The organism is Ethanoligenens harbinense YUAN-3 (genome assembly GCF_000178115.2).
GTDB lineage: Bacteria > Bacillota > Clostridia > Oscillospirales > Ethanoligenentaceae > Ethanoligenens > Ethanoligenens harbinense.
Genome location: NC_014828.1, coordinates 2,696,616 through 2,720,089 on the forward strand (window position 1 = coordinate 2,696,616; position 23,474 = coordinate 2,720,089).

A 23,474-nucleotide genomic window follows, 5' to 3' on the forward strand; every position below is an offset into this window, starting at 1 on the left:
GTGATTCTTTATGTTGAATGTGGTGGCCCTCAATGGTCGGCTGACAGCCGACCCTGAACTTCGGCACACAAGCAACGATATCGCCGTCACGTCCTTCACCCTCGCGGTGGACCGCAGCTATTCCCGCTCCGGCACCGAACGGCAGACCGATTTCATCGATATTGTCTGCTGGCGGAACACGGCGGAGTTTGCGTCCAAATATTTTCACAAAGGTCAGCTCGTGGCGGTGGAGGGGTCTATCCAGACCCGCAGCTACACCGACCGGGAGGGCAACAAGCGTCGCGCGTTTGAAGTGGTGGCGAGCAACGTGCATTTTGCCGAGCCGCGCCGTGATTCCTACGGCAATCCGGGCAGCGGCCAGAGCGTGGGCACGCAGGGTGGCGCGCCCGCCATTGCAAGCGGCGACAACGGTGATTTTGTGGAAATTGCGGGAGACGACGATCTCCCGTTCTAATGCCGGATTGTATGAATCGGATCAACCAACAAAGGAGGCTGTACAATGAGCAGAGAAGACAGAGAAGGCAGAGGAGACCGCCGCGGACGCAAAGGCCGCCGCAAGGTCTGCTCTTTCTGTGTGGATAAAGTCGAGTCCATCGATTACAAAGATATTGCCAAACTGCGTAAATATCTTTCCGAGCGGGCGAAAATCCTGCCCCGCCGTGTGACGGGCACCTGCGCGCACCATCAGCGCGAGCTGACCATCGCCATCAAGCGGGCCCGGCATCTGGCGCTGCTGCCGTATGTGAGCGACTAAATCGGTTTTTGATGATACGCCCCCGAAACGAATCGTTTCGGGGGCGTATCTGCATATGCAAGGAAAATGAAGCAACTGTTCAAAGACGTCCAGCAGGAACACGAGGAAATGAAGCCTCTGCTGAACGAAACACGGGAGATCCTGCACGCTTTGCATAAAAACCAGCGGGAACGGGGCTCATCGTTTCACCCGGTCCAGACGTTTTGAAAAGGCGGGCAGTCTCAAGACTTCAACAACAGCCCGAAAAGCAGACAGCAGAGAACAACCGACACCGCGATGACGCACAGCACCAGCGTGACATACGAAGCCGGGAAACGCCCGTTGTAGATGGCACCCAGACGGGAAGACCGGTAGACCGTCCGGAATGCCAGCACCCCTTTTTGCTGCGTCCCGTCGAGATACAGGCGATACCCGGTTTCGTCTCGTTCCTGGCGGTAAAACACCGCACCGTCCATCCACTGCCCCTGTGCCGGGCGGAGTTCCAGCGTAAAGCGCCTGCCCTTTGCATGCTCGACCGGCGTGAATGAGACCCGGACAAACCGGGATTTGTCCACATACGCCAGAGCGACGGTCTGCCGCGTTACGACACGGCCGGCATCATCCTGCAACTGCACCAGCACCGCCGCACCGGGCTGCGGACTGTCCGGTGTGATCTTGACGGCGATGCCGCAGAACGCGTCTTCGCGCACAATGAACGTCTGCCGGATGGCACCGATCCGGTTCGGCACCGTGATTTTGCTGAGGGCATATGGCGTTTCGATCCGTGTTTTTTGACGGGGCAGCTCATGGTAGAGCGCAAACAGCACCGCTGCCGCCAGCAACAGCGGCAACAGCAGGGGCAAGAGCCGGGAAAGGCGCTCCGGCAGATACAAACGGGCTGTATGCATTCTTCCTCTCCTCTCTCTCGCGCGAAAAACGGCTGCGGTCACTGCACGAAATAATAGCCAAACAGGCGCTGATAGACGCAGAACAGCTGCACCAAAACAAACCCCAAAGACACCAGCAGATAAAACCAGCGCTTCACCCGCCCGGCAAGCACTTTTTCAAACCCGAGAACCAGCAGGAGCACGATGGCCACCAGCCCCGGGTACATATACCGCCCCTGCGGCTGAAAATCACTGGTGAGCGAATAATGGGCATGCAAAGCAAACGCCCCGAGCGCCACCAGCGGCAACATCAGAGCAAACGGGCGGTGAAACAGCGTGCGCCACCCCTGCCGGAGCTTCTCCATGAACGCCGCGGAAAGACCGACAAACGCAAGTACATGCAGGCCGAAAATGCAAAGATAATAATCGGGGTTGATCGACAGGCTCATCGAACCGAACGTGGCCCAGAACGAGCGGAACGTTTCCAGCGGCCAGACGGTATCAAACAGCATATCCGCAAATCCGCGCAGATGGATGGTGGACGCCAGCCGCACCGACGGTTTATCTTTACCCGTCGCCAGCCGCTCCGCGATGCGGTCGGTGGTGGAAAGGCCCAGCAGGTCACCGTGGTACAGCAGGCCGCTGCGGATGAAAAACCAGCCGCTCACCGCCGCCATAATGCCCACACAGAGCAACAGTTTGCCGTAGAACGCACGCGTCCCCCTCCCCCGGTAGGACAGCAGTACGATGACGAACGACGCCGCGATCAGCAGATAGCCGTTGATATAGGTCAGCAGCATCACGCCCAGCACCACGCCCAGCCATGCCGTCGTTCGGATGCTCCAGTTGTCTTCCAAGCCTTTCAGCCAGAGAAACATCGTGGCCGCGCTGAGCATGACCATAAACGCATCCTGATTGGTGTAGGCGCAGATGAACGCGAACTGCGGGATAAACGCGAAAAACAGCGGAACAAACCGCCGGGTGATCATCTCGCGGAACAGCATGCCCGCAATACGGTGAACGAAGTAAACCGCCGCGACGCCCGCGCCGACCGAAACCATGCGCGAGACCAGATACGGCGCCGCGGAAATGCCCACGCCTTTGGCAAACATGCACAGCAGCGCGGAGAGAATATAGGAAAAAAACGGCATGGCGGCATAGGTCTGCCCGGCAGCATAGGAAAGGCGCGGATCGCCGGCCACCGGCAACGCATGGTAACGCAGGATGAAGTGTACGATATCAAAGCGCAGCGGCTCGTCCGGCCCCGCACCGAACGGCAGGATGAGCGCCCATGAGAAATACAGCACAAAAACGGCGGACAGCAAAACTGCAAGATAGACGCGGTCGTTTTTCTGCATCGCGTTCAAGCCAGAACCTCCCGGTCCGCGCTGCGCGTTTTGCAAACCGCGGTGTGTTGATAAAAGGCATGGACCGCGTCCACCACCGCCATCTGATCCGCGGCGCTGATCCCGAAATAGAGCGGCAGGCGGCAGATGCGTTCGCTTTCCCGGGTGGTGTAACGGTCTTCTCCGTGGAAGCGGCCGTATTTCCGGCCGGCCGTGGAGGAATGCAGCGGAATATAATGGAACACCGCGTCCACGTCATGCTCCTTGAGCCACGCGAGCAGATGGCTACGCTCCTCCAGATCACGGCATTTCAAGTAAAACATATGGGCGTTGTGCGCGCATTCCGGCGGCACCACCGGCAGCTCGACGCACCCGGCCTCCGCCAGATCGGCAAGCGCCGCACGGTAAAACGCCCAAGCGCGCAGCCGGTCCTGAAAGATCATGTGCGCCTGCTCCAACTGGGCGAACAGATAGGCCGCATTGAGATCGCTGGGCAGATAGCTCGAACCGATGTCCACCCAGGTGTATTTGTCGATCTCCCCACGAAAAAAGCGGCTGCGGTCGGTGCCTTTTTCCCGGATGATCTCGGCGCGGGCGGACTGCTCCGCATCATCCAGCAGCAGCGCGCCGCCCTCCCCCATCGAGTAATTCTTCGTTTCGTGGAAACTGAACGCGCCAAACCGCCCAATGGTGCCCAGGAACCGCCCTTTGTACCGCGCAAGGAACCCGTGCGCCGCATCCTCCACCACCGTCAGCCCATGGCGGGCGGCAATGGCGCAGATGGTGTCCATCTCGCAGGCCACGCCCGCGTAATGCACCGCAACGATAGCGCGTGTTTTTTCGGTGACGGCATCCTCAATCAGCCGCTCGTCGATATTCAGCGTATCCGGCCGGATATCGACGAACACCGGCACCGCCCCCCGCAGCAAAAACGCATTGGCGGTGGAGACGAACGTATAGGACGGCATGATGACTTCGTCCCCGGGCCGGATGTCACAAAGCATGGCGGCCATCTCCAGCGCGTGCGTGCCGGAAGTGACCAACAGCGCACGCCGCACACCGAAGCGTTCCTGCATCCAGGCACTGCATTTGCGGGTGAATGAACCGTCGCCGCTGATCTTGTGGTTGACTTTGACCGCTTCGGCAATATAGTCCAATTCTTTGCCGACAAACGGGGGTACATTGAAAGAGATCATGATTTCCTCCGAAACACTGTCCTCCGACCACTGCGGGATCAGAGATAAAAAATCAGCACGCCCGCCACGATGAGCAGATTGCCCGCCAGCTTGCGGCGGGTGATTTTTTCCCGAAAAAACAGGCGGCTGAGGACCAGCACAAACAGGTAACCCAAAGATTCGATCACCGGCGCGTTTTTGAACGCCAGCCCTTTAAACGCCGCGACCGTAAGCAGCGTGGAACACAGCAGCAGGGCGTAGGCGCCCAGCGTCCAGGGATTACAATATTCGGCCAGAAAGCCCCTGTGCGACCGGCCGGCCCCGGCCTTCAACAGCAACTGAGAAACCGACGCCACCGCCACCGACAGCACCAGCAGTGCAATATACCCGTTCATGCCTGTCCCTCTTGGTCGGTGTTCACCAGCAGCACGCCCGCAAAGATCACGCCCACACCCAGCAGGTTGCGCAGAGTAATTTGTTCGCCGAACACCGCCGCCGAAATCAAAAGCCCCCAGAAAACCGCCACGCTCCGGTTGGCATAGGCGGTGGTTAGGCTCATGCGCTTAACAGCCTGCTGCCACAGCAGCGCGTAAGCGCCCAACAGCACCAGCTCGGCACCGTAATACAGGAAAAAGCCCGACGAACCGAATGCGTGGCCGGACGCAAACTTCGCCGCTGCCGAAGCCGCCGCGTAGACCGCCACCACGCCCTGCAAAAACAGCAGAAGCACCCACCGCCTGCGGGGCAGCCGCTTTCCTTTCCGGCTGCTCATTGCGGCACGGCCTGCGCAAAACCCAGCAGGGAGCGCAGGCGCACAAACCGCTCATCCGCGCACGCACCAAGATAATAACCAAGGCGGTTGGAACTGTCAGTCACCGGCCGGCCGGCCGGCGGCTCGATGGCGCTCACCCGCCGCAGCACGTCCGGAGCCTCTTCCTGCATGACGTGCAGGGTATCCAGATCAGCCTGCCCGAACAGGAAGCGCACGAATGCCGTCTGTGGAACCGAAACGGGCGTAAAGTCCGGCGCCTTTCCACAGGCGGCGTCCAGCGTCATCCGCAGGAAATCATGCCCGGTGGAGAGCCGCACCAAGTCGGAGCCGATGCAGTCGCCGCCCATCCGCGCACCCACCTCAATGAGCCGCACCTCACCGGCCGACGTGACCTTGAACTCCGCGTGCGAAGCGCCGCAGGTGATTTCCAGCGCGTCCAGCGCGGCAAACACCGCATCCCGCACCGCGCCGGGTGGCACCGGCGCGGGCTGGACATGCCCGGTCTCTATGAAGTGGGGCGCGCCGGTGGTAAATTTCTGCGTCACTGCCAGCAGCCGGTGCCGTCCCCGGAAGGAGATGCTCTCGGCACTGTATTCGTCGCCCTCAATGTACTCTTCCACGATGGCCTTTTTCTCAAAGGAACAGCCAACGCACCGCGCGACCGCTTCCCGCAGGGTTGCCCGGTCTTCCACACGCGTCACACCGCGGCTGCCCGAACGGTCGGTCGGCTTGACGATGAGCGGGAACGGCGCATCCACTGCATCGCTCTCCGCCGGGGATGCCACCTCCCAAAAGCGAGGCGTGGGAATGCCCCGCTCCCGAAACCGCCGCCGCATACGGAACTTGTTGGTGGAAACCGCCGCGCAGGCCTCGCTGTTACCCGGCAGGCCAAGCCGGGCGGCCAGATAGCTCACGGTGGGCACAGCCAGGTCGGAGCCGATGGAAAACACGCCGTCCAGCCGAAGCGGGCGGCAGATCTCCAGGATGCGCTCCTTTTCGGTGATGCTTACCGGGTAGAAATGATTAGCCGTATCTTTTCCCACCGCGCCATCGGCCCACGCAAACACATGCGTGGTGTATCCAAGCGATTTGGCCAGCAGGATGGCTTGATTCTGGAAATCGTTTGCGCCGATGATGGCAACCGTATGCCCCATCCCGTCAGACCCCCGCTGTGTTCTTCTGCGCGCAGACCCGCTCGGCGGCACCGGAACCGGTGGGCGGCTGGGGCTTGATGACATACTGCGGCGTCTGGTTCACACTCAGATAGATCCGACCGATGTACTCGCCCAAAATGCCCACCGACAGCAGCTGCACGCCGCCGATGAACAGCATGATGACGATGGTGGAGGTCCAGCCCACCTGGATATCCTGCCCGGAGAGCTTGAGAATGAACAGCACCGCCGTCATCACAAACGCGCACAGCGCGATGACCGCCCCCGCAAACGACGCGATACGCAACGGCCTGACCGAAAAATTGGTGAACCCGTTCATCCAGAGCTGCACCAGTTTCACCAGCCCGTAGCCGGAGCGACCGGCGTGCCGGGCGGCGTGCCGGATGGGGATGCTGGCCACGCTGCCGGTCACCAGCAGGAACAAGCCGGGCAGATAGGGGAACGGCTTGTCGTAGCGTTTGACCACATCCACCACATACCGCCTGGCAATAAAATAGCTGGAGGTATGGATATTGCACGGTTTGTTCAGAATAAACGTCTGCATCTGTTCGTTCAGCGCCGTGCCGAAATTGCGGAAAGCGCTGTGCTTTTTCTGCTCGTAATAACCGTAAACCACGTCGAAACCGCCGCTCTGCATGGTATGGTAAAGCTTCGGGAACTCCTCCGGCGGGGTCTGCAAATCGTCGTCCAGGCAGACCACATAGTCGCCGGTAATCTGGTTGAGCCCGGCCATCAGCGCGTTGGCCTGCCCGAAATTGCGCGCCAGCCGGAACGACCGCACATACGGCAGCTCCACCGCAAGCTGCCGGCAGACGGTATACACGCCGTCCCGGCTGCCGTCATCTACCAGCACGATCTCAAAATCCAGCGGCGTTTCCAATGCCTGTACGGCCGCCGCGATGCGCCGGACCACCGACGCAATGGTGTCTTTGGAATTGTAGACCGGCACCAAAAACGATAGCTTTTCCATGCTTGCCCCTTTTCCTGTTTCTGTATGCACCGGCGCGAGCGGGCGGAGAAACAAATATGAACAAAATGTTTCAAAAATATGAACAGCTCAACATTCAGTATATCGACCTCGCGAATACCTGTCAATTCAATATTTGACAGATTGATGTAAAATTTGTGTAAAAATGTAGCGTTTGTTACCTTTTCACCCGATTAAACCGTCTTTCCTATGTTCAAAACACGTCAAAACAGTACGAATCGCTTAATATTTTGACAAACGGCTTTTGTAAATCGCTTCCATTGTCATCTGTTTTGCTTTGCGTTATGCTTAATGAGAAGACAATGCCCCTTTCCGTTCCAAATTCTGATGCAAACCGCGGGGAATGTGTATGCAAACAAAAACCCACAAACAACTGTTCGCCTGTTTTCTGGCTGTTTTGCTGATTGTTTTCGCAGCCCTGCCGGCCGAAGCGAAAACGGCGGAAATCCGCTCGCCTGTCTACACCGCTCTGGGTGATTCCATTGCCAGCGGGTATAAGCTCAACCAAAGCAACAACGGCTATGTCGGCCTGTTCGGGTCCTATCTGTCCGCCCAGACGACCAACCTGGCGCGCGTCGGGCTGGACAGCGCCGGCCTGCTCAAGCTGCTCAACTCCGACCAGGCCACGGTTGACCAGGTGAAAAAATCCGATATCATCACCATTTCCATCGGTGGAAACGACCTGCTGCCCATCTTTTCCGCCCTCCAGCCAACGTCGCCCACCTCGCTGGTCGCCGCCGTGCAGGCCATCAACGGCAACGCGATGCAGCAGAAATTCCAGAACGCCGTGACGCACTTCGGGCAGAACTGGGACAAAATCATCGCGCAGATCAAAAAACTGGCCCCCCACGCGCAGATCATCGCCACCACACTGATCGACCCCTATGAGGGCATGGTCATCAGCGTGCCGGTCATCGCGCACTTCGACCTGGGCGGCTATGCCGACGGCTACATCAAACAGATCAACGCGGTCATCACCGGGCACGCGAAGTCCGGGCAATACGCCGTGGCAGATGCATACGGCCTGTTCATGCAGCACAAAACGGACAAGCTGACCAACGCCGACCTCGCCAAGCTCGATTTCGACCCGCATCCAAACGCGGCGGGGCACCGCCTGCTCTTTCAGGCGCATCAGGCCGTGGCTCTTGATTTTACGCAGGACGCGCTGGCTCTGAGCGGACCGTCGCGCATCGTCATCCCCGCCGACGGCAAAAGCAGCCACGCACAGTTCTCCGCGCAGCCGCTCCTCTCCTGCTTCACCACGGCGAACGCATCCGCTCAGACCGCCTACACAATGGAAGACCCCGGCGCCACCGGTGCCGCCATCGACGTCTCCACCGGCACCTTATATGTGTACAAACCCGGCACCGTGAAGATCAAAGCCACGCTCACCACGGCCAACGGGAAACTGTCCGCGGAAACGATCCGGACCATCCGCGTGACCCAGGCGCTGGTTACACAGGCCGAGTGGAAACAATGGGCTGTGCCCGCCGGCATCGGGCTGGCCGTGCTGGCGGCCGTGTTGCTCATCCTGCTGCTCCCGCGGCGTAAAAAGCGCCGGCCGCACGACCTCCCGGCAGACAGAGAAAAAACCCCCGTTTGAAAAACGGGGGTTTTGGGCGATATATCCGGACCGGTTAAACCCGCAGCAGCCGCACCAGCACATCCACCATCCGATCCATGGACTGGATGGAAATGTATTCAAACCGGCCGTGGAAATGGTGGCCGCCGGTGGGCAGGTTGGGGCACGGCAGCCCCATGAACGAGAGACGCGCGCCGTCGGTACCGCCGCGGATGGGCACGACCATCGGCTCCACGCCCGCTTCCCGCATCGCCTGTTTGGCGTTTTCAATGAGGAACAGGAACGGCTCGACCTTCTCTTTCATATTGTAATAGCTGTCCCGCAGCGCGACTTCGACCGTCCCGCCGCCGTACCGCTCGTTGAGGAAGGCCGCCGCTTGTTTGAAACCGGCCTTTTTGCGTTCAAATGTTTCCCGGTCATGGTCGCGAACGATATAGTGCAGTTCCGCACGCTCCTCTGTACCGGACATCCGCGTGAGGTGGTGGAACCCTTCATACCCCTCGGTGCATTCCGGCAGCTCGTGGGGAGGCAGCAGCGCGTCAAACGCCATGCCGATGCGCAGGGCGTTTTTCATTTTGTTCTTGGCGCTGCCCGGGTGGATATTGACGCCGTGTACCGTCACATCCGCCGAGGCCGCGTTGAAATTCTCATATTCGATTTCACCGATGGCGCCACCGTCCACGGTATAGGCATAATCGGCGCCGAAGCCTTTCACATCGAACCGGTCGGCTCCGCGCCCGATCTCCTCGTCCGGCGTGAACGCGATCTGGATGGTGCCGTGCCTTGCGCCGCTCTCCCGCAGCGTTTCCACCGTGGTGAGGATTTCGGCAATACCCGCCTTGTCGTCCGCACCGAGCAAGGTGGTGCCGTCAGTCACGATGAGGTCTTCCCCCACATGGTCCCTCAAGCTCTCGAACGCAGCCGCGCGCAGCACCACGCCTTTTTCTTCGTTCAATACGATGTCGCCGCCGTCATACGCGCGCACGATGCGCGGCTTCACACCCTCGTCGCTGGCCGCGTCGCTGGTGTCCATATGGGCAATGAGCCCCAGCACGGGCCGCTCTTCCGCACAGTTGGCGGGCAAGGTGCCGTACACATAGCCATATACATCCACGCGTGCGTTTTCCAGCCCCAAGCCGCACAGTTCATCCGCCAGCGCGTTTGCCAGCACCCGCTGCCCCTCGGTGCTGGGGCAGACGGAGGCGGGCGCCGCCTCGTCCGACGTGGTGGGGTATGCGACATACCGCAGCAGACGTTCATATGCTCTCAAGGCAATTTTCTCCTTTTCAGCCACTTGATACGCCTATTATACCCCCCGCGCCGCCCATCCACAACGGCAGTTCTGCAAAAAAAGGACGGGCCGCGTTTGCCCGTCCTCCCCTTGCCGTTCATTTCTCTACGCGGAACGGATACGGCGGCGAATGGGCATCGGTTTCACCCTCCACCCCGTCGGACTTTCCCGCCACACCGCCCTGACCGATCTCCACCCGGCCGGCCTGCGCGCGCAGGTATTCTTCAATGTGAAAACGTGGGCGGTGTTTGGTTTCGGCATAGATTTTGCCGATGTATTCACCCACGATGCCCAGCGCCAGCAACTGCAACCCGCCCAGGAACCAAATGGAGCAGACCACGCTGCTCCACCCCGGCACGGCCCAGCCCGAAACATGCGCGGCCAGCACATAGAGAAACGCGACGATGCTGGCAAGCAGGATGCCGAGCCCCAGCCACGCGAGCAGGCGGATGGGCTTGACCGAAAAGGACGTGATGCCGTCGAACGCAAACGCCAGCATCTTGCCCAGCGGATACTTGGATTCGCCCGCCACACGCTCTTTGCGCTCGTAGGGCACGCAGGTGCTTTTGAAGCCGATAAGCGGCACGATGCCACGCAGAAACAGGTTGACCTCCCGATAGTCCGCCAGCGCGTCCAGCGCACGCTTGCTCATCAGGCGGTAATCCGCGTGGTTGAAGACCATCTCCACGCCCATGGCGCGCATGAATTTGTAAAAACCCTCCGCCGTGGTGCGTTTGAAAAACGTATCCTTTTCGCGGCTGGAACGCACGCCGTAGACGATGTCGCAGCCGCCCTCATACTCTTCCAGAAAGCGATCCACCACGTCGATGTCGTCCTGCAGGTCGGCGTCCATCGAAACGACCACATCCGCGCTTTCACGGGCAGTCATCAGCCCGGCCAAAAGCGCATTCTGATGCCCGCGGTTGTGCGAGAGCTTCACGCCCGCGAACAGTGCGTCCGTCTTCACCAGTTCCTCGATCTTTTCCCATGTCCGGTCTTTAGAGCCGTCGTCCACAAACAGCACGCGGCTCTGAGACGCGGCGCGTCCGGCGGACTGCAGCGCCCGCATTTTTCGGTAGAGGATCTGCGCCGTGATCGGCAAAGCCTCTTCTTCATTGTAGCACGGAATCACAAAATAGATGATATCGGCCATATCAGGCAACCCCTTTCCCGCTCAACGCGGAATCGCTCGCCGTGCGATCTTTGGTGTTTCTGTCTGCAGTATACCGTTGTTATGTGACAAAATCGTGAAGAGCGTCTGAACACTGCGCGAAAGGCGAAAAGACATGATTTTTTCAGTTTTTCACCACCCTGTCACACAGGTGCGGTATAATAAGCACAGGAAACAACAGAAACAGGAGGCGCGGAGATGTCCAAAATCCTGATCGTGGACGATGAAACAAACATACGCGCGGGTCTGCGCGAATATGCCGAATTCGAGGGGCACGAGGTGACCGAAGCCGGCGACGGCATGGAGGCGGTGACCATCTGCCGGGAACAGGATTTCGACGCCATCATCATGGATGTGATGATGCCGAAGCTCGACGGCTTTTCGGCGTGCAAGGAGATTCGCAAGACCAAAGACATCCCCGTGCTGATGCTCTCCGCACGCGGTGAAGAATACGACAAGCTGTTCGGGTTCGAGGTGGGGGTGGACGATTATGTCGTCAAACCCTTCTCGCCAAAAGAGGTGATGGCACGCCTCCGTGTCATCATCAGCCGCAACCGGCAGCACCTGCAAAACGGAGGCCCGATGCAGACCTTCCGCCACGACGGGCTGGTGGTGGACCTGGCCGGCCGCAGCGTGATGGTAGACGGCCAAAAGGCCGAGCTGACCCCCAAAGAGACCGACCTGCTTTTTTATCTGGTACAGAACCGCAACCTCGCGCTCTCCCGTGCGCAACTGTTGCAGGATGTGTGGGGCTACGACTTTTACGGCGATGACCGTACGGTAGACACTCATATCAAGATGCTGCGCAGCAGCCTGGGCAAATACAAGGACGCCATCGTCACGCTGCGCGGCGTGGGCTACAAATTTGAAGTGCATTGAGACACAAGAGCGGGTTGCACCACGAAGGGAAACCGGATGAAAAAGAGCAGACGGGCGCGCGCGCGCCGGCACATTGATCCAAAAGGGCTGCAGTTTAAGATTTGGCGGTATTTTGTGGCATTCGCCGCCATCATCATGGTGCTGCTCTGGCTGCTCCAGATCGTCTTCCTGCGCACCTATTACCAGAGCATGAAGACTCTGGAGGTGCAGAAGATCGGCAACGACATCGCGGCCGCCTACGGCACCAGTTCGTTTGCCGACACGGTGTTCAAATATTCGTTCAATAACGGGTTGATGGTGCAGGTGCTGGATGAAAGCGGCCAGCCGCAGACCGACTGGCAGCAAAACGGCACGGGGGACAATCTCCACATGGGGCCGCCAGACCCCCTCGCGTTCGCCACCCTCACCTATCGCCTTTCCCAGAGCACGAGCGGCTGGGTAACGTACATCTCCGACGACAGCAGCCACCACGTCGGCGGGCAGACACTGACCTACGGCGCCGTGCTCAAAAGCGGAAGCGGCAAGCGCTACCTGTACATCAACGCGCAGATTGCGCCGGTGGACTCCACCTCCGCTGTTTTGCAGACGCAGCTCATCATCATCACGGTGCTCTCGCTGCTGCTTTCGCTGGGTATCTCGCTGCTCATCGCGTCCAAGCTGGCCCGGCCCATCGTGCGCATGACCCAGGCGGCCGAAAAACTGGCCGGCGGCGATTTCGACGTGCAGTTCGAGTCGGGCAGCTACACCGAGATCAATCGGCTCGCGGCCGCGATGAACTATATGACCGGCGAGCTTTCCAAGACCGAGCAGCTGCGGCGCGACCTCATCGCCAACATTTCCCACGACCTGCGTACGCCGCTGACTATGGTAAAAATGTATGCCGAACTGATCCGCGACGTATCGGGCGGTCAGACGGAAAAACGCACCGCGCACGCGCAGCTCATCATTGATGAGGCGGATCGGCTCAGCCTGCTCATCAAAGATATGCTCGACCTCTCTAAGATACAGGCCGGCACGGAATCCCTCAAACCCGTGACATTCGACCTCGGGGAAAAAGCCCGCGTCATCCTCACACGCTTTGCAGTGCTGGCGGAACGCAACGGATACCGCTTTTCATTGGACTGCGCGGGCGACACCGCCGTCACTGCGGACGAACGCAAAATCGAGCAGGTCATCTACAACCTGGTGGGCAACGCGGTCAACTACACCGGCGCGGACAAAACCGTCTCTCTGCGGGTGGCGCGGCAAAACGACGGTGTCTGCTTCTCGGTGACGGACACCGGCAAAGGCATTCCGCCCGAAAAATGCGCGCACATCTGGGAGCGCTATTATATGGCCAAGGAGACCACCCGCCACCGGGTGGTGGGCACCGGGCTGGGGCTTTCCATCGTCAAGGCCATTCTGGCAGCACACCATGCCCGATTTGGGGTGGAAAGCATTGTGGGAAAAGGCAGTACCTTCTGGTTCGTGCTGTAAGCCGCCGTGGTTGCCTTCCCTTTCTGCGTGTGGTACAATACACATAGTAAAGGGCCGCTCTTTACCGGGCGGTACAGGAGGCGACCCGTGTGTTCGAGAACGATTACTGGATGCGGCAGATTGAAGACATTACAAAGGCGTTGGGAAATATGCTGTTCGAAAAACAATCCGGCACGGTCGAGCTGTTCGATGAGCAGGGCGTGCTTTCCGAAACGAGTTTTCTTTCCTACCGGCTCAACCGCATGATTGGGGACGGCCAGATCAACGAGGCGGAAAACCTGCTGTTTGATGCCATCGAGGAAGACCCGAAAACCGGCTACCTCAAGGTGGCGCTTGATTTTTACGCCACGCTGGAAAAGCGCAGCGATGCGGAACTGACCGCCGCGGGCTTTTCCCGGGCGGAGATTCTTGACGGCCTGCAAGCTGTGCAGAAAATCTACCAAAACTGATGGTCCTCCCGCTCAATCCGGCATCTTTCCGGTTCATTTTTCGCCTTGCCGCTTTCTCGTTGTCGGCGGGCGGCAGTTTTCCTTTCTTGCTCTGACAGACCCAAACATTTCCTCGCAAATTTCGTCTCCCCTTTCATGGGAAAACAACATGAGCCATCATCCTGTGTGCAAAACCACCCTGCCCGCCCGAAAAGACGGCGGCAGGGTGGTTGGCTTTACAGCCCAAAACCTTTGCAAACAGAAACAAACAGCGGCGACCGGTAACCGGCCGCCGCTGTTTTCGTTTATAATAGGAGCCTTACGAAGCGTCTTCCCGTTTCTTGGGAGCAGGTTTTTTCGCGGGCAATGTCAGACGGGTGCTCTTTTTGTTCGGATCGCGCTCAACAGCCGGCTGCCCCGCTCCGGTGACACAATCGCCGGTGATAGTGATCTTGGCGATTGTTCCGTCGGAGGGCACGTCGAACATCACGGCGGTGAGCAGATCCTCCATGATGGCCCGCAGACCGCGCGCGCCCGTTTCGCGGGCGATGGCCTTGTCGGCGATGGCGTTAAGCGCCGATTCGTCGAACACCAACTGCACACCATCCATCTCAAACAATTTGATATACTGTTTAACGATGGCATTTTTCGGTTCCGTCAGGATGCGGATAAGTGCCTTGCGGTCAAGCGCATTGAGCGTGGTGATGACCGGGATACGGCCAACCAGCTCGGGAATGAGACCGAAATGCACCAGATCCTGCGGGATGGCGTTTTTGAAAATGTTGATGCCAGCTTTTTCCTTTTTGCCGCGCACATCCGCACCGAACCCCAGCGCCTTGCTCACGGTCCGCTTTTCGATGATCTTGTCCAGGCCGTCGAACGCACCGCCACAGATAAACAGGATGTCTTTGGTGTTGATCTGAATGAACTCCTGGTGCGGATATTTGCGCCCGCCCATGGGCGGTACATTCGACACCGTGCCCTCCAGAATTTTCAGCAGCGCCTGCTGCACGCCCTCGCCGCTGACATCGCGCGTAATGGACGGGTTCTCCGATTTGCGGGCGATCTTGTCGATCTCGTCGATGTAGATGATGCCGTGTTCGGCGCGCTCCACATCGTAGTCCGCAGCCTGGATGAGCCGCAGCAGGATGTTTTCCACATCCTCGCCCACATAGCCGGCTTCCGTCAGCGTGGTAGCATCTGCGATGGCGAACGGTACCTTCAGGATATGCGCCAGCGTCTGCGCCAGCATGGTTTTGCCCACGCCGGTGGGACCAAGCAACAGGATGTTGCTCTTCTGCAGGTCCACGTCGGACGTTTCGCCGTAATAGATGCGTTTGTAATGGTTATAGACAGCCACCGAGAGGGCAACTTTCGCGTCTTCCTGCCCGACCACGTACTGATCGAGGATCTCATTGATCTCTTTGGGGCGGGGCAGGGTGATTGCGGTGTCGTCACCGGTGATCTGTGGATGGGCAATGACGTTTTCATCCTCAAGAATGCTCAGACAAAGCTCGACACATTCGTTGCAGATATAAACGCCGGGCCCTGCAATCAGCCGCTTGACCTGCTCCTGCGTTTTGCCGCAGAAGGAGCATTTCAGCACTCTTCTGTCATCAAACTTTGCCATAAAGCACCTGCCTTATCTCTTGGTAATGACCTTGTCCACCAGGCCGTAAGCCACGGCTTCTTCCGCAGTCAGGAAATTATCGCGTTCGGTATCGCGTTCGATTTCTTCGACCGGCTTGCCGGTGAACCCGGAATACAGTTCGTTCATACGTTTGCGGATGCGAATGATATGCTCGGCCGCGATTTTGATGTCGCTGGCCTGCCCCTGCGCGCCGCCCGACGGCTGATGGATCATGATCTCGCTGTTGGGCAGGACAAAACGCTTGCCTTTCGTGCCGGCCGCCAGCAGGAACGAACCCATGCTGGCCGCCATGCCGATGCAGATGGTGGATACGTCGCACTTCACATACTGCATGGTGTCGAAGATGGCCATGCCGGAGGTGATGGATCCGCCCGGGCTGTTGATGTAAAGCTGGATGTCCTTATCGGGATCCTGGCCTTCAAGGAACAGAAGCTGCGCGACCACGAGGCTGGCGGTCACATCGTTGACCTGATCGGAAAGCATGATAATGCGGTCGTTGAGCAGCCGGGAGAAAATATCGTAGGAGCGCTCGCCTCGGCTGGTCTGTTCGATTACATAAGGTACGAGATTTGACATTTCACAACAACTCCTTTACGGGTCGTCTGCTTGTTGGTTCCATATCGCCGAACCAGTCGGCACAAAAGGCGGCCTTGCGGCGCCCGGAAATATGCAAAGTCCTCAGGGTTACGCTTCTTCCGCGTGGTCATGGTCATGGTCGTGGTGCTGATGCTTGGGGTTGACGCCCTCCACCTCGGTGATCTCGGCGGAATTTTTGACCAGATCGATCGCACGGTTGATCTTGATGTCCCCCGTGATGGATTCCCGGTCGATGGCGGCTTTGATACGCTCGACTTCGGCCTTGTATTCTTCCGCCAACCGGCTGTATTCGGCTTCGATGTCCTCATCGGTGACGGTGAGGTTTTCCATCTGCCCGATTTTTTCAAGCGCGAGCCGCAGTTTCACCTGGTGCTCCGCCTGTTCGCGGAACGTCTGGCGGAATTTCTCCATTTCCATACCCGCATACTGAAGGTAGGTCTGGAGGTTGAGGCCCTGTGACTGGAGCCGGTAATCGAAATCCTGCACATAGCTGTCGATGGAGCGTTCGAACATCACGTCGGGGATCTCGGCTTTCAGACCTTCGACCACCTGATCGAGCAACTCTTCCTCGGCGTCGTTCTGCGCATGTTCGTCCTTGTGCTCCTGGATATGCTTGCGCACATCGTCTTTGTACGCCTCAAGGGTATCGAACTCGCTGACATCCTTGGCGAACTCATCGTCCAACTCCGGCAACTCGCGCTTTTTGATCTCGTTGAGCTTCACTTTGAAGACCGCCGGTTTGCCCGCCAGTTCCTCGGCCTGGTATTTCTCAGGGAACGTGACGTTCACATCGAACTCCTCGCCGGTTGTGTGGCCGACGATCTGGTCCTCGAAACCGGGGATAAACTGGCCGGAGCCCAGTTCCAGATCCTGCCCCACGGCTTTGCCGCCTTCAAACGGCACGCCATCCACGAAGCCCTCGAAATTGATGTTGGCGATATCGCCTTTTTCGGCCGCGCGATCCTCCAGCGTGATGACGCGGGCATTGCGCTCGCGCACGCGGTTCAGTTCATTCTCCACATCCGCGTCGGTTGCTTTTTCAATATATTTTGTAGCCTTCAGGCCCTTATATGCGCCGATCTCCGCTTCGGGCTTCACCGTGACGGTGGCCTTGAACGTGAAGCCTTCGCCGTCCACCTTGTCGATCTTGATGTCGGCACGATCCACCGGCTCAAGGCCGGCTTCTTTCACGGCTTCGTCATAGGCCAACGGGTACAGCGCGTTGATGGCGTCTTCATAAAACACACCTTCGCCGTACAGCTTTTCGATCACGGAGCGCGGCGCATGCCCTTTGCGGAAACCGGGCACGTTCATCTTCGCCACGTTTTTCCGGTAGGCTTTCTGCACGGCCTCTTGAAATGTATCCTTTTCAACGGCTATTTCAAGCTCATATTGATTGGTAGCAACTTTATTCGAATTGGTGAGACTCATCCGACATCCTCCTATATTTGACTGCTTATCTTGGCTATTATAGCACAACAGCAGCTGGGTTGCCACTATTTTTCGGTTTTTGCCCCTGAAAATTTTCCATGACCAGAGGGTACTTCATTATAATCCTTTTTGCGTATTTATTCAACTGTCTCAAGTCACAAATTCTACTAATTTTGTACGCTTTATCGTTCACCGTGCCGGCTGGCCCGTTTGACTTTCAACACGCTCGTGCTCATGCCATGGCGTCGGAGGGCGGGAAGACTGCTGAACCCACGCAAAAAATGCCCGGCGCGGCAGGCGACGGGCATCATCCGGTTCATGCTCTGCCCGACGGTCGCGGCACTCAGGCATGCAGCGTAAAGGTGGACGATACATTGAGGATGGGCTTGAGGTCCTGGCCGGACATCGGCCAGGTGTTCATCATGCCGCGCCACTGATCCGGCCGGAAACGGAAATAGTTGGTGCCGATGCGGAAAATGTCGGACTTTCCTCCGTAGAACGCCACGTCCAGCGCGCTTTGCACCTCGTGCCGGACCTGGCTGTTCTGCAAATCGACAATGGTTTTCTGGAATGCGGGGGAAGTTACATCCACACTGCCGTTCTGCACATCCACAAGCGCCGTTCGGAACGAGATATCAAATGTATACGTCTTGGGCTGCACGGTCAGGCTGGAAGAGTTGCCCTTGATTTCCACGCCGACTTTCAGACCGTTGGGCAGCGTCAGCGTGAGGACGCCCCCCACGGCGCCGCTGCGTGTCCATAAAAAGCCGCGCGTCTGGTTCGGCGTCATGAAGGTGGCAAACTGTGCGTCTTTGTTGAAAACGGCGGTGCGCTCAACCTCCAGCACTTCTTTGTTCTGCATGTCCTGCGACGATCCGCCCCCCGAACTGCTCGACCCACCTCCGCCGCCTCCGGAGCTGCCGTCCGACGAGGAGGTGGAACCGCCGCCCGACGAGGAGGATGTGCCGCCGGAAGAAGAACTCGAGCTGCTTTTACCGGGGTTGGCTCCCGGAGAACTGGTGGAACCGCCGAAAACATTGCCGCTTGGATTATAGGTGCGGTGGATAATGGTGGGCATAAAAATCGCGTCGCTTTTGGTCGCCACCCGTTCGACCAGCTCGCCGAGCTGCATATCCATGATCTTGGAGTTGTAGGTCTCGTTCATGGCCACGCGCTCCAGATACTTCGCCGTAATAACGCCGTTCGGGTTTTTGGCCGTCAGAATATCCGCCGCGCGGCCTTCCGCCATGAACACGCGCTGCCCCATGCGCAACTCATGGTTTCGCGAGAAAAAGTCCAAAATGGGCGAAAGGCCTTTGCGGCAAACGGCCGAACCCAGTATCAGGGCGCGCTCGTTGGAATAATACAGCCTTTTGCCGGACTGCACGGTGGCATTGCGGGAGCAGTCGAACAGGTTTGCACCGCTTGTCTGCAAGATATCCACGTCTTCGCCGCCCGTCTGCGTCTGGGACTGGAAGATCTGAAAGGTCACCTGATACTCCCCGTTCGGCAGCAGGTCCACCCCAAGGCCTTCAATGATATCCATGTCCTTCAGTTCCCTGGATTCCGTGCAACCGGTCATGACAACCAGAGCCGCACACAGAAGCAGAACCGCTGCGGCCTTAAGCCATTTCATGCGCCGTCCCCTTTCCCCGCACGATCCGGTCCCCGATCAGCAGGATCAGCGGCAGCACGATCATGCCCATCAGATTCGCGCCCGTAAAAAACCAGTTTAAGGCGTACTGGGTGGCTATGTTATCATAATTCTGCAAGAAAAAAGTTGCCGCTGAATCCAAGATACCGACAAGGATCACGATAACCTTGCGGTGTTTACGCAGCCCGATTTTTTCCAGGCATTGTATCTGAAAGTACAGAAACAACGATACGGTCAGCACCATGTTCAGCATCCACGGCATGCTGTACAGTGGGTCGAGCCTGTCAAATACGCTGACGGTGGACTGCGCCGCGAGATATTCGAGAGGGAAAAACTGCCTGGCGCCAAAAGGCCCCAGCACAGCAATGCACAGCACATAAAGCACAACCATCAGAACAAGCATGAGCAGGTTCCACTTGGCAAATACCTTACCCAGCTTAATACTGCTTTTGAAAAACGAGGCACAGAACGCCAGATAGATAATGCCTACATTCCCGTTGAACTGCGCAATCAGTTCGTTTACAAAGATGCCGGGGCCGTTAAAAAACAGCGGCAGCAAAAAGCGCGGCCCTATCGATGGCCGAATGGACGGGATCAACGTGCAGACAAGCAAAACCATGATGCCCGCATAGAACGCAAAAACGATGGTGCCAAACCGCACAATGCTTTCGAACCCTTTGGCGGCGATATAAACCGTGATCGCCAGAAGCGGCAGCAGGATCGCGTAAACTTTTGCCTCCTCAAGCACCGTGTCGTTGATATAGTAGCGGGTCGTCATCTGCGTAACAATGTTGCTCCATCCAAATAACAGAAAATAGAACGTCGCGGTCACGATCCCGGCCCCGCGCCCAAAGATATTGGTCGCGCATTCCACCAGATCCTTCCCCCTATGCCGCTTGAGCAGAGCAAGCAGCGGGAGAGCGGTGAGCAGATTGAGCAAAAAAGCGGCCAGCAGAGCCGGGAGAACATCCTGTATCGAACGCCCCGCATGCAGGGAAATAAGATGCACCGTGGAAAACAAGATGCGGGTAACGGCAAGCGTGACAATGACCTGGCCGGGCGAAACATAACTTTGCTTCTCCATCTCATATCCCCTACTATTCCATATTCGAGCCTTTGAAGTTCTGCGTCCGGTATGTTTTGTTGTTGAGCACTTTCCACGGCGCACGGAAAACAACATCGCGCTGGGCAAACAGGTCAAACGGGGCAATCGCCGACAGATATGGCGCATCGTACGACTTGATGCTACACATCATCACCATAAAAAAAGAAAAACCGATCACGATCCCGTAGAAACCGGCCATGCCAGCCAACAGAATATACGCAAACCGCATAATAACACCAGGCTCGTACAGCGTGGGAACCACCAACGAAGTCGTTGCCGTGAGCGCGACGATGATGACCATCGGCGCGCCGATCAGCCCCGCCGAAACCGCCGCCTGCCCGATCAGAAACGCGCCCACGATGTTGAGGGCGGAGCCAAGCTGCCGGGGCGCGCGCAGGCCCGCTTCCCGCAGCGACTCATAGATCACCTGCATCAAAAACGCCTCGAAGGTCAACGCAAACGGCGTGTTCTGCTCGGCCTGCGCCAGCGTGAACAAAAGCTGTGTGGGCAGCAGTTCCTGATGGAAACTGCCGATCGCCACATACATACCCGGCAGAAAAACCGAAATATAAAATGAGATGTATTTGAGCACCCTCGTGAAGGTCCCATAATAAAAGCTGGTCGCATAGTCATCCACACTGGTGAAATTGTCCACAAACAAATGCGGAACAAAAAGGGCCATCGGCGTGCCGTCCACCATGATGCCCACGCGCCCCTCATTGAGCTTGGCGCAGAGCGTATCCGGCCGCTCGGTGTACCCCACCGTGGAAAACAGAGTCAGCTTTTCTTCAAAAAAAGGCTGGATCATGCCGGATTCCAGCACGACGTCCATATCGAGTTCCCGCAGGCGCTTGCGTACCGTTTCCAGCGTCGTGTCGGCCACCGTGCCTTTGACATACGCCAGGCAAACCTCCGTTTTGCTGCTCTCGCCCAAAACATAGGTTTCAAATTTGAGATTCGACGTCTTCATCCGCCTGCGCATCATCATGATGTTGATGCGCAGCGCTTCCACAAACCCCTCGCGCGACCCGCGAAGCAGGCGGTCGCGGTTTGGCTCGTCGATCCCGCGTATTTTAAAACCCTGCAGGCCGAACACCATGGCCTTGGCGTAGCCGTCGATAAGCAGGGCGGCAAAGCCCGACATCATCAGCCACTCCACTTCTTCCAGACTGAACACCTCATGCTGGTCTGCGGAAGACAGCACGCAGTCGCGCACCCACGCGTAAAACGGCTCCCCTTCCGTAACCCCCTTGGGTCTTCTCGCCTGCGAAAGCGGAACGAGCACGGCTTCGGACAACACCATTTTATCCACCATGTTATCAATATACATCAACTGGCACTGATGCCCGCAAAATGTCAGCTCTTTATGCACATAGTCGGCCGTATCGGCCAGCCTGCCGTTGAAATACACCATGTTATCGGTCAGCGAGGCACTGATGGGCGTATAAGCCGCGGGCTGATCGCCGAGCCCTCTCGACGCCTTGACCTTGCGCCAGATGTTGATTTTGGTCCACCATTCCTTGATCATTCCGTCCGCCTTTCCGGCGATCGATCGCCAGCCGTTCTCACTGATGGTATAACCATCCAAAAAGGTTTTATACATTGCGGGCGGACGGGAACATCTCGCAAAAGCACAGGCCGGCTCCCCTTTTCGGGAAGCCGGCCTGCCTTGCTCCGGCCTGCGCGGCCGGAATATTTTATAAAACGCTCACGAACGACGCGTTCGCGTCAAAACTCCAGATGGTCCAGCACGTACTGCTTGACGGCGCCGATGGAAATGCGTTCCTGTTTCATGGAATCGCGGTCGCGCACGGTCACGCAGCCGTCGTTCTGGGAGTCAAAATCATAGGTGATGCAGAACGGCGTGCCGATCTCATCCTGCCTGCGGTAGCGCTTGCCGATGGAACCGGCATCGTCGTACTCTGTGGGAAACGATTTACTGAGCTCCGAATAGACCAGCAGCGCGGCATCGCCCAGCTTTTTGGAAAGCGGCAGCACGGCAGCCTTATACGGTGCCAGCGCCGGGTGCAGATGCAACACGGTGCGCACGTCTTTTTCGCCCACGGCCTCCTCGTCATAGGCGTTGATGAGAAAGGCCAGCGCCACGCGGTCGGCGCCCAGAGAAGGCTCGATGACATACGGCACATACCGTTCGTTGGTCTCCGGGTCAAAATAATCCAGATCCTTGCCGCTCTGGCGGATATGCGCGTTCAGGTCGTAATCCGTACGGTCGGCAATGCCCCAAAGTTCGCCCCAGCCAAATGGGAAGCGAAACTCGATGTCGGTCGTCGCTTTGGAATAAAAGCTCAGCTCCTCCGCCTCGTGATCGCGCAGGCGAATGCCGTCTTCCGTCAGCCCCAAGGCGAGCAGCCAGTTTTTGCAGGTATCTTTCCAATAATAGAACCACTCGAGGTCGGTACCCGGTTTGCAGAAAAATTCCAGTTCCATCTGCTCGAACTCACGGGTGCGGAACGTGAAGTTTCCCGGCGTGATCTCGTTGCGGAATGATTTGCCGATCTGCCCGATGCCGAACGGTACTTTCCGCCGGGTGGTACGCTGCACGTTCAAAAAGTTGACGAAGATGCCCTGCGCCGTTTCGGGGCGCAGATAGATCTGCGCTTTGGCGTCTTCGGTAACGCCCTGGTAGGTGCGGAACATGAGATTGAAGCTGCGGATATCGGTGAAATGGACCGACCCGCAAACCGGGCACTTGATGCCGTGCTGCTCAATGTATTCCTGCATCTGCTCAAAGCTCCAGCCGTTTGGGGAAACTCCGGCGGCGTCTTCAATCAGCTTATCCGCGCGGTGCCTTGTCTTGCAGTCTTTGCAGTCCATCAGCGGATCGGAAAAATTGCCGACATGGCCGGTCGCGACCCAGACCTGCGGGTTCATGAGGATGGCGCTGTCCAGCCCCACGTTGTAAGGGGATTCCTGAATGAATTTTTTCCACCACGCGCGCTTGACGTTGTTTTTGAACTCCACGCCCAACGGGCCGTAATCCCATGTGTTTGCCAGGCCGCCATAGATTTCCGAACCCGGATAGATGTAGCCCCTGCCCTTGCAGAGCGCCACGATTTTCTCCATGCTTTTCTCGCTGTTTGCCAGCATCCTGATGCCTCCAAAAAAAATGTGGGCC

22 protein-coding genes are annotated in these 23,474 nt (G+C 58.0%); 6 read left to right on the forward strand and 16 right to left on the reverse strand.

Translation table 11 applies throughout. From position 1 onward, the window contains the following. Window positions 1-10: 10 nt before the first annotated feature. Window positions 11-454 (forward strand): single-stranded DNA-binding protein, encoded by a 444-nt coding sequence (locus ETHHA_RS12670; RefSeq protein WP_013486351.1) that lies wholly within the window; start codon window positions 11-13, stop codon window positions 452-454. Window positions 455-499: 45 nt separating this feature from the next. Beyond that, entirely contained in the window at window positions 500-754 is a 255-nt protein-coding gene (gene rpsR, locus ETHHA_RS12675) for a 30S ribosomal protein S18 (RefSeq protein ID WP_013486352.1), read from the forward strand. Window positions 755-975: 221 nt separating this feature from the next. Here rpsR and ETHHA_RS12680 read toward each other — a convergent pair whose 3' ends face one another. The 7 genes from ETHHA_RS12680 to ETHHA_RS12710 are packed head-to-tail and all read right to left on the reverse strand — an operon-like array spanning window position 976 to window position 7,055. After that, window positions 976-1,641, reverse strand: a complete 666-nt coding sequence (locus tag ETHHA_RS12680; protein ID WP_013486353.1) for a hypothetical protein — start codon at window positions 1,639-1,641, stop codon at window positions 976-978. Between the two features lie 38 nt (window positions 1,642-1,679). After that, window positions 1,680-2,978 (reverse strand): glycosyltransferase family 39 protein, encoded by a 1,299-nt coding sequence (locus ETHHA_RS12685; protein ID WP_242822127.1) that lies wholly within the window; start codon window positions 2,976-2,978, stop codon window positions 1,680-1,682. Window positions 2,979-2,983: 5 nt separating this feature from the next. Further along, a complete protein-coding gene (gene rffA / locus ETHHA_RS12690; protein WP_013486355.1) occupies window positions 2,984-4,162 on the reverse strand; it encodes a dTDP-4-amino-4,6-dideoxygalactose transaminase in 1,179 nt (392 codons plus the stop codon). 38 nt (window positions 4,163-4,200) lie between these two features. Continuing rightward, the gene (locus tag ETHHA_RS12695; RefSeq protein WP_013486356.1) at window positions 4,201-4,536 is read right to left on the reverse strand and encodes an EamA family transporter; all 336 of its coding nucleotides are present in this window, start codon (window positions 4,534-4,536) and stop codon (window positions 4,201-4,203) included. Continuing rightward, entirely contained in the window at window positions 4,533-4,913 is a 381-nt protein-coding gene (locus ETHHA_RS12700; protein WP_013486357.1) for an EamA family transporter, read from the reverse strand. Before ETHHA_RS12700 ends, ETHHA_RS12695 begins: the two co-directional genes overlap by 4 nt. Continuing rightward, the gene (locus ETHHA_RS12705) at window positions 4,910-6,067 is read right to left on the reverse strand and encodes an ATP-grasp domain-containing protein (protein ID WP_013486358.1); all 1,158 of its coding nucleotides are present in this window, start codon (window positions 6,065-6,067) and stop codon (window positions 4,910-4,912) included. The genes ETHHA_RS12700 and ETHHA_RS12705 overlap by 4 nt, the downstream gene beginning before the upstream one ends. 4 nt (window positions 6,068-6,071) lie before the next feature. Beyond that, window positions 6,072-7,055, reverse strand: coding sequence for a glycosyltransferase family 2 protein (locus ETHHA_RS12710; RefSeq protein WP_013486359.1), 984 nt, complete (start codon window positions 7,053-7,055; stop codon window positions 6,072-6,074). Between the two features lie 367 nt (window positions 7,056-7,422). Here ETHHA_RS12710 and ETHHA_RS12715 point away from each other — a divergent pair, with 367 nt between their 5' ends. Continuing rightward, complete coding sequence (locus tag ETHHA_RS12715) at window positions 7,423-8,676, forward strand: GDSL-type esterase/lipase family protein (protein WP_013486360.1); 1,254 nt, start codon at window positions 7,423-7,425, stop codon at window positions 8,674-8,676. A gap of 34 nt (window positions 8,677-8,710) precedes the next feature. Here the strand turns inward: ETHHA_RS12715 and pepT are convergent, their stop codons facing one another. Beyond that, window positions 8,711-9,925 (reverse strand): peptidase T, encoded by a 1,215-nt coding sequence (gene pepT, locus ETHHA_RS12720; RefSeq protein ID WP_013486361.1) that lies wholly within the window; start codon window positions 9,923-9,925, stop codon window positions 8,711-8,713. Between the two features lie 118 nt (window positions 9,926-10,043). Next, entirely contained in the window at window positions 10,044-11,099 is a 1,056-nt protein-coding gene (locus ETHHA_RS12725; protein WP_013486362.1) for a glycosyltransferase family 2 protein, read from the reverse strand. Window positions 11,100-11,315: 216 nt separating this feature from the next. Between ETHHA_RS12725 and ETHHA_RS12730 the strand changes: the two genes are divergently transcribed. From ETHHA_RS12730 to ETHHA_RS12740, 3 genes are all read left to right on the forward strand, one after another. Continuing rightward, window positions 11,316-11,996 (forward strand): response regulator transcription factor, encoded by a 681-nt coding sequence (locus ETHHA_RS12730; protein WP_013486363.1) that lies wholly within the window; start codon window positions 11,316-11,318, stop codon window positions 11,994-11,996. 36 nt (window positions 11,997-12,032) lie between these two features. After that, the gene (locus tag ETHHA_RS12735) at window positions 12,033-13,472 is read left to right on the forward strand and encodes a sensor histidine kinase (protein WP_013486364.1); all 1,440 of its coding nucleotides are present in this window, start codon (window positions 12,033-12,035) and stop codon (window positions 13,470-13,472) included. A gap of 89 nt (window positions 13,473-13,561) precedes the next feature. Next, window positions 13,562-13,921: a DUF6483 family protein gene (locus tag ETHHA_RS12740; protein ID WP_013486365.1), complete on the forward strand. Its 360-nt coding sequence runs from the start codon at window positions 13,562-13,564 to the stop codon at window positions 13,919-13,921. Window positions 13,922-14,219: 298 nt separating this feature from the next. On the opposite strand, the gene clpX is transcribed toward ETHHA_RS12740, so the two are convergent. The 7 genes from clpX to ETHHA_RS12775 form a co-directional block, all read right to left on the reverse strand. Then, entirely contained in the window at window positions 14,220-15,530 is a 1,311-nt protein-coding gene (gene clpX, locus ETHHA_RS12745) for an ATP-dependent Clp protease ATP-binding subunit ClpX (protein ID WP_013486366.1), read from the reverse strand. 12 nt (window positions 15,531-15,542) lie between these two features. Further along, window positions 15,543-16,127: an ATP-dependent Clp endopeptidase proteolytic subunit ClpP gene (clpP, locus tag ETHHA_RS12750; RefSeq protein ID WP_013486367.1), complete on the reverse strand. Its 585-nt coding sequence runs from the start codon at window positions 16,125-16,127 to the stop codon at window positions 15,543-15,545. Window positions 16,128-16,235: 108 nt separating this feature from the next. Next, window positions 16,236-17,579, reverse strand: coding sequence for a trigger factor (gene tig / locus ETHHA_RS12755; protein ID WP_013486368.1), 1,344 nt, complete (start codon window positions 17,577-17,579; stop codon window positions 16,236-16,238). A gap of 343 nt (window positions 17,580-17,922) precedes the next feature. Next, the gene (locus ETHHA_RS12760; protein ID WP_013486369.1) at window positions 17,923-19,215 is read right to left on the reverse strand and encodes a Ger(x)C family spore germination protein; all 1,293 of its coding nucleotides are present in this window, start codon (window positions 19,213-19,215) and stop codon (window positions 17,923-17,925) included. After that, entirely contained in the window at window positions 19,202-20,317 is a 1,116-nt protein-coding gene (locus ETHHA_RS12765; protein WP_013486370.1) for a GerAB/ArcD/ProY family transporter, read from the reverse strand. The genes ETHHA_RS12760 and ETHHA_RS12765 overlap by 14 nt, the downstream gene beginning before the upstream one ends. Before the next feature lie 13 nt (window positions 20,318-20,330). After that, the gene (locus ETHHA_RS12770; RefSeq protein ID WP_013486371.1) at window positions 20,331-21,866 is read right to left on the reverse strand and encodes a spore germination protein; all 1,536 of its coding nucleotides are present in this window, start codon (window positions 21,864-21,866) and stop codon (window positions 20,331-20,333) included. A 200-nt stretch (window positions 21,867-22,066) separates the two neighbouring features. Then, entirely contained in the window at window positions 22,067-23,446 is a 1,380-nt protein-coding gene (locus ETHHA_RS12775) for a glycine--tRNA ligase (RefSeq protein WP_013486372.1), read from the reverse strand. Window positions 23,447-23,474: the final 28 nt, after the last annotated feature.

What these genes read in the sequence shown, in the direction of transcription:
- rpsR (WP_013486352.1), top strand. Translation starts at nt 500, where the DNA reads ATGAGCAGAGAAGACAGAGAAGGCAGAGGAGACCGCCGCGGACGCAAA.
- ETHHA_RS12770 (WP_013486371.1), bottom strand. Translation starts at nt 21,866, where the DNA reads ATGATCAAGGAATGGTGGACCAAAATCAACATCTGGCGCAAGGTCAAG.
- tig (WP_013486368.1), bottom strand. Translation starts at nt 17,579, where the DNA reads ATGAGTCTCACCAATTCGAATAAAGTTGCTACCAATCAATATGAGCTT.
- ETHHA_RS12715 (WP_013486360.1), top strand. Translation starts at nt 7,423, where the DNA reads ATGCAAACAAAAACCCACAAACAACTGTTCGCCTGTTTTCTGGCTGTT.
- ETHHA_RS12685 (WP_242822127.1), bottom strand. Translation starts at nt 2,978, where the DNA reads ATGCAGAAAAACGACCGCGTCTATCTTGCAGTTTTGCTGTCCGCCGTT.
- ETHHA_RS12775 (WP_013486372.1), bottom strand. Translation starts at nt 23,446, where the DNA reads ATGCTGGCAAACAGCGAGAAAAGCATGGAGAAAATCGTGGCGCTCTGC.
- ETHHA_RS12680 (WP_013486353.1), bottom strand. Translation starts at nt 1,641, where the DNA reads ATGCATACAGCCCGTTTGTATCTGCCGGAGCGCCTTTCCCGGCTCTTG.
- clpP (WP_013486367.1), bottom strand. Translation starts at nt 16,127, where the DNA reads ATGTCAAATCTCGTACCTTATGTAATCGAACAGACCAGCCGAGGCGAG.
- ETHHA_RS12670 (WP_013486351.1), top strand. Translation starts at nt 11, where the DNA reads ATGTTGAATGTGGTGGCCCTCAATGGTCGGCTGACAGCCGACCCTGAA.
- rffA (WP_013486355.1), bottom strand. Translation starts at nt 4,162, where the DNA reads ATGATCTCTTTCAATGTACCCCCGTTTGTCGGCAAAGAATTGGACTAT.
- ETHHA_RS12725 (WP_013486362.1), bottom strand. Translation starts at nt 11,099, where the DNA reads ATGGCCGATATCATCTATTTTGTGATTCCGTGCTACAATGAAGAAGAG.
- ETHHA_RS12710 (WP_013486359.1), bottom strand. Translation starts at nt 7,055, where the DNA reads ATGGAAAAGCTATCGTTTTTGGTGCCGGTCTACAATTCCAAAGACACC.
- ETHHA_RS12695 (WP_013486356.1), bottom strand. Translation starts at nt 4,536, where the DNA reads ATGAACGGGTATATTGCACTGCTGGTGCTGTCGGTGGCGGTGGCGTCG.
- ETHHA_RS12705 (WP_013486358.1), bottom strand. Translation starts at nt 6,067, where the DNA reads ATGGGGCATACGGTTGCCATCATCGGCGCAAACGATTTCCAGAATCAA.
- ETHHA_RS12760 (WP_013486369.1), bottom strand. Translation starts at nt 19,215, where the DNA reads ATGAAATGGCTTAAGGCCGCAGCGGTTCTGCTTCTGTGTGCGGCTCTG.
- ETHHA_RS12735 (WP_013486364.1), top strand. Translation starts at nt 12,033, where the DNA reads ATGAAAAAGAGCAGACGGGCGCGCGCGCGCCGGCACATTGATCCAAAA.
- ETHHA_RS12765 (WP_013486370.1), bottom strand. Translation starts at nt 20,317, where the DNA reads ATGGAGAAGCAAAGTTATGTTTCGCCCGGCCAGGTCATTGTCACGCTT.
- ETHHA_RS12700 (WP_013486357.1), bottom strand. Translation starts at nt 4,913, where the DNA reads ATGAGCAGCCGGAAAGGAAAGCGGCTGCCCCGCAGGCGGTGGGTGCTT.
- ETHHA_RS12730 (WP_013486363.1), top strand. Translation starts at nt 11,316, where the DNA reads ATGTCCAAAATCCTGATCGTGGACGATGAAACAAACATACGCGCGGGT.
- clpX (WP_013486366.1), bottom strand. Translation starts at nt 15,530, where the DNA reads ATGGCAAAGTTTGATGACAGAAGAGTGCTGAAATGCTCCTTCTGCGGC.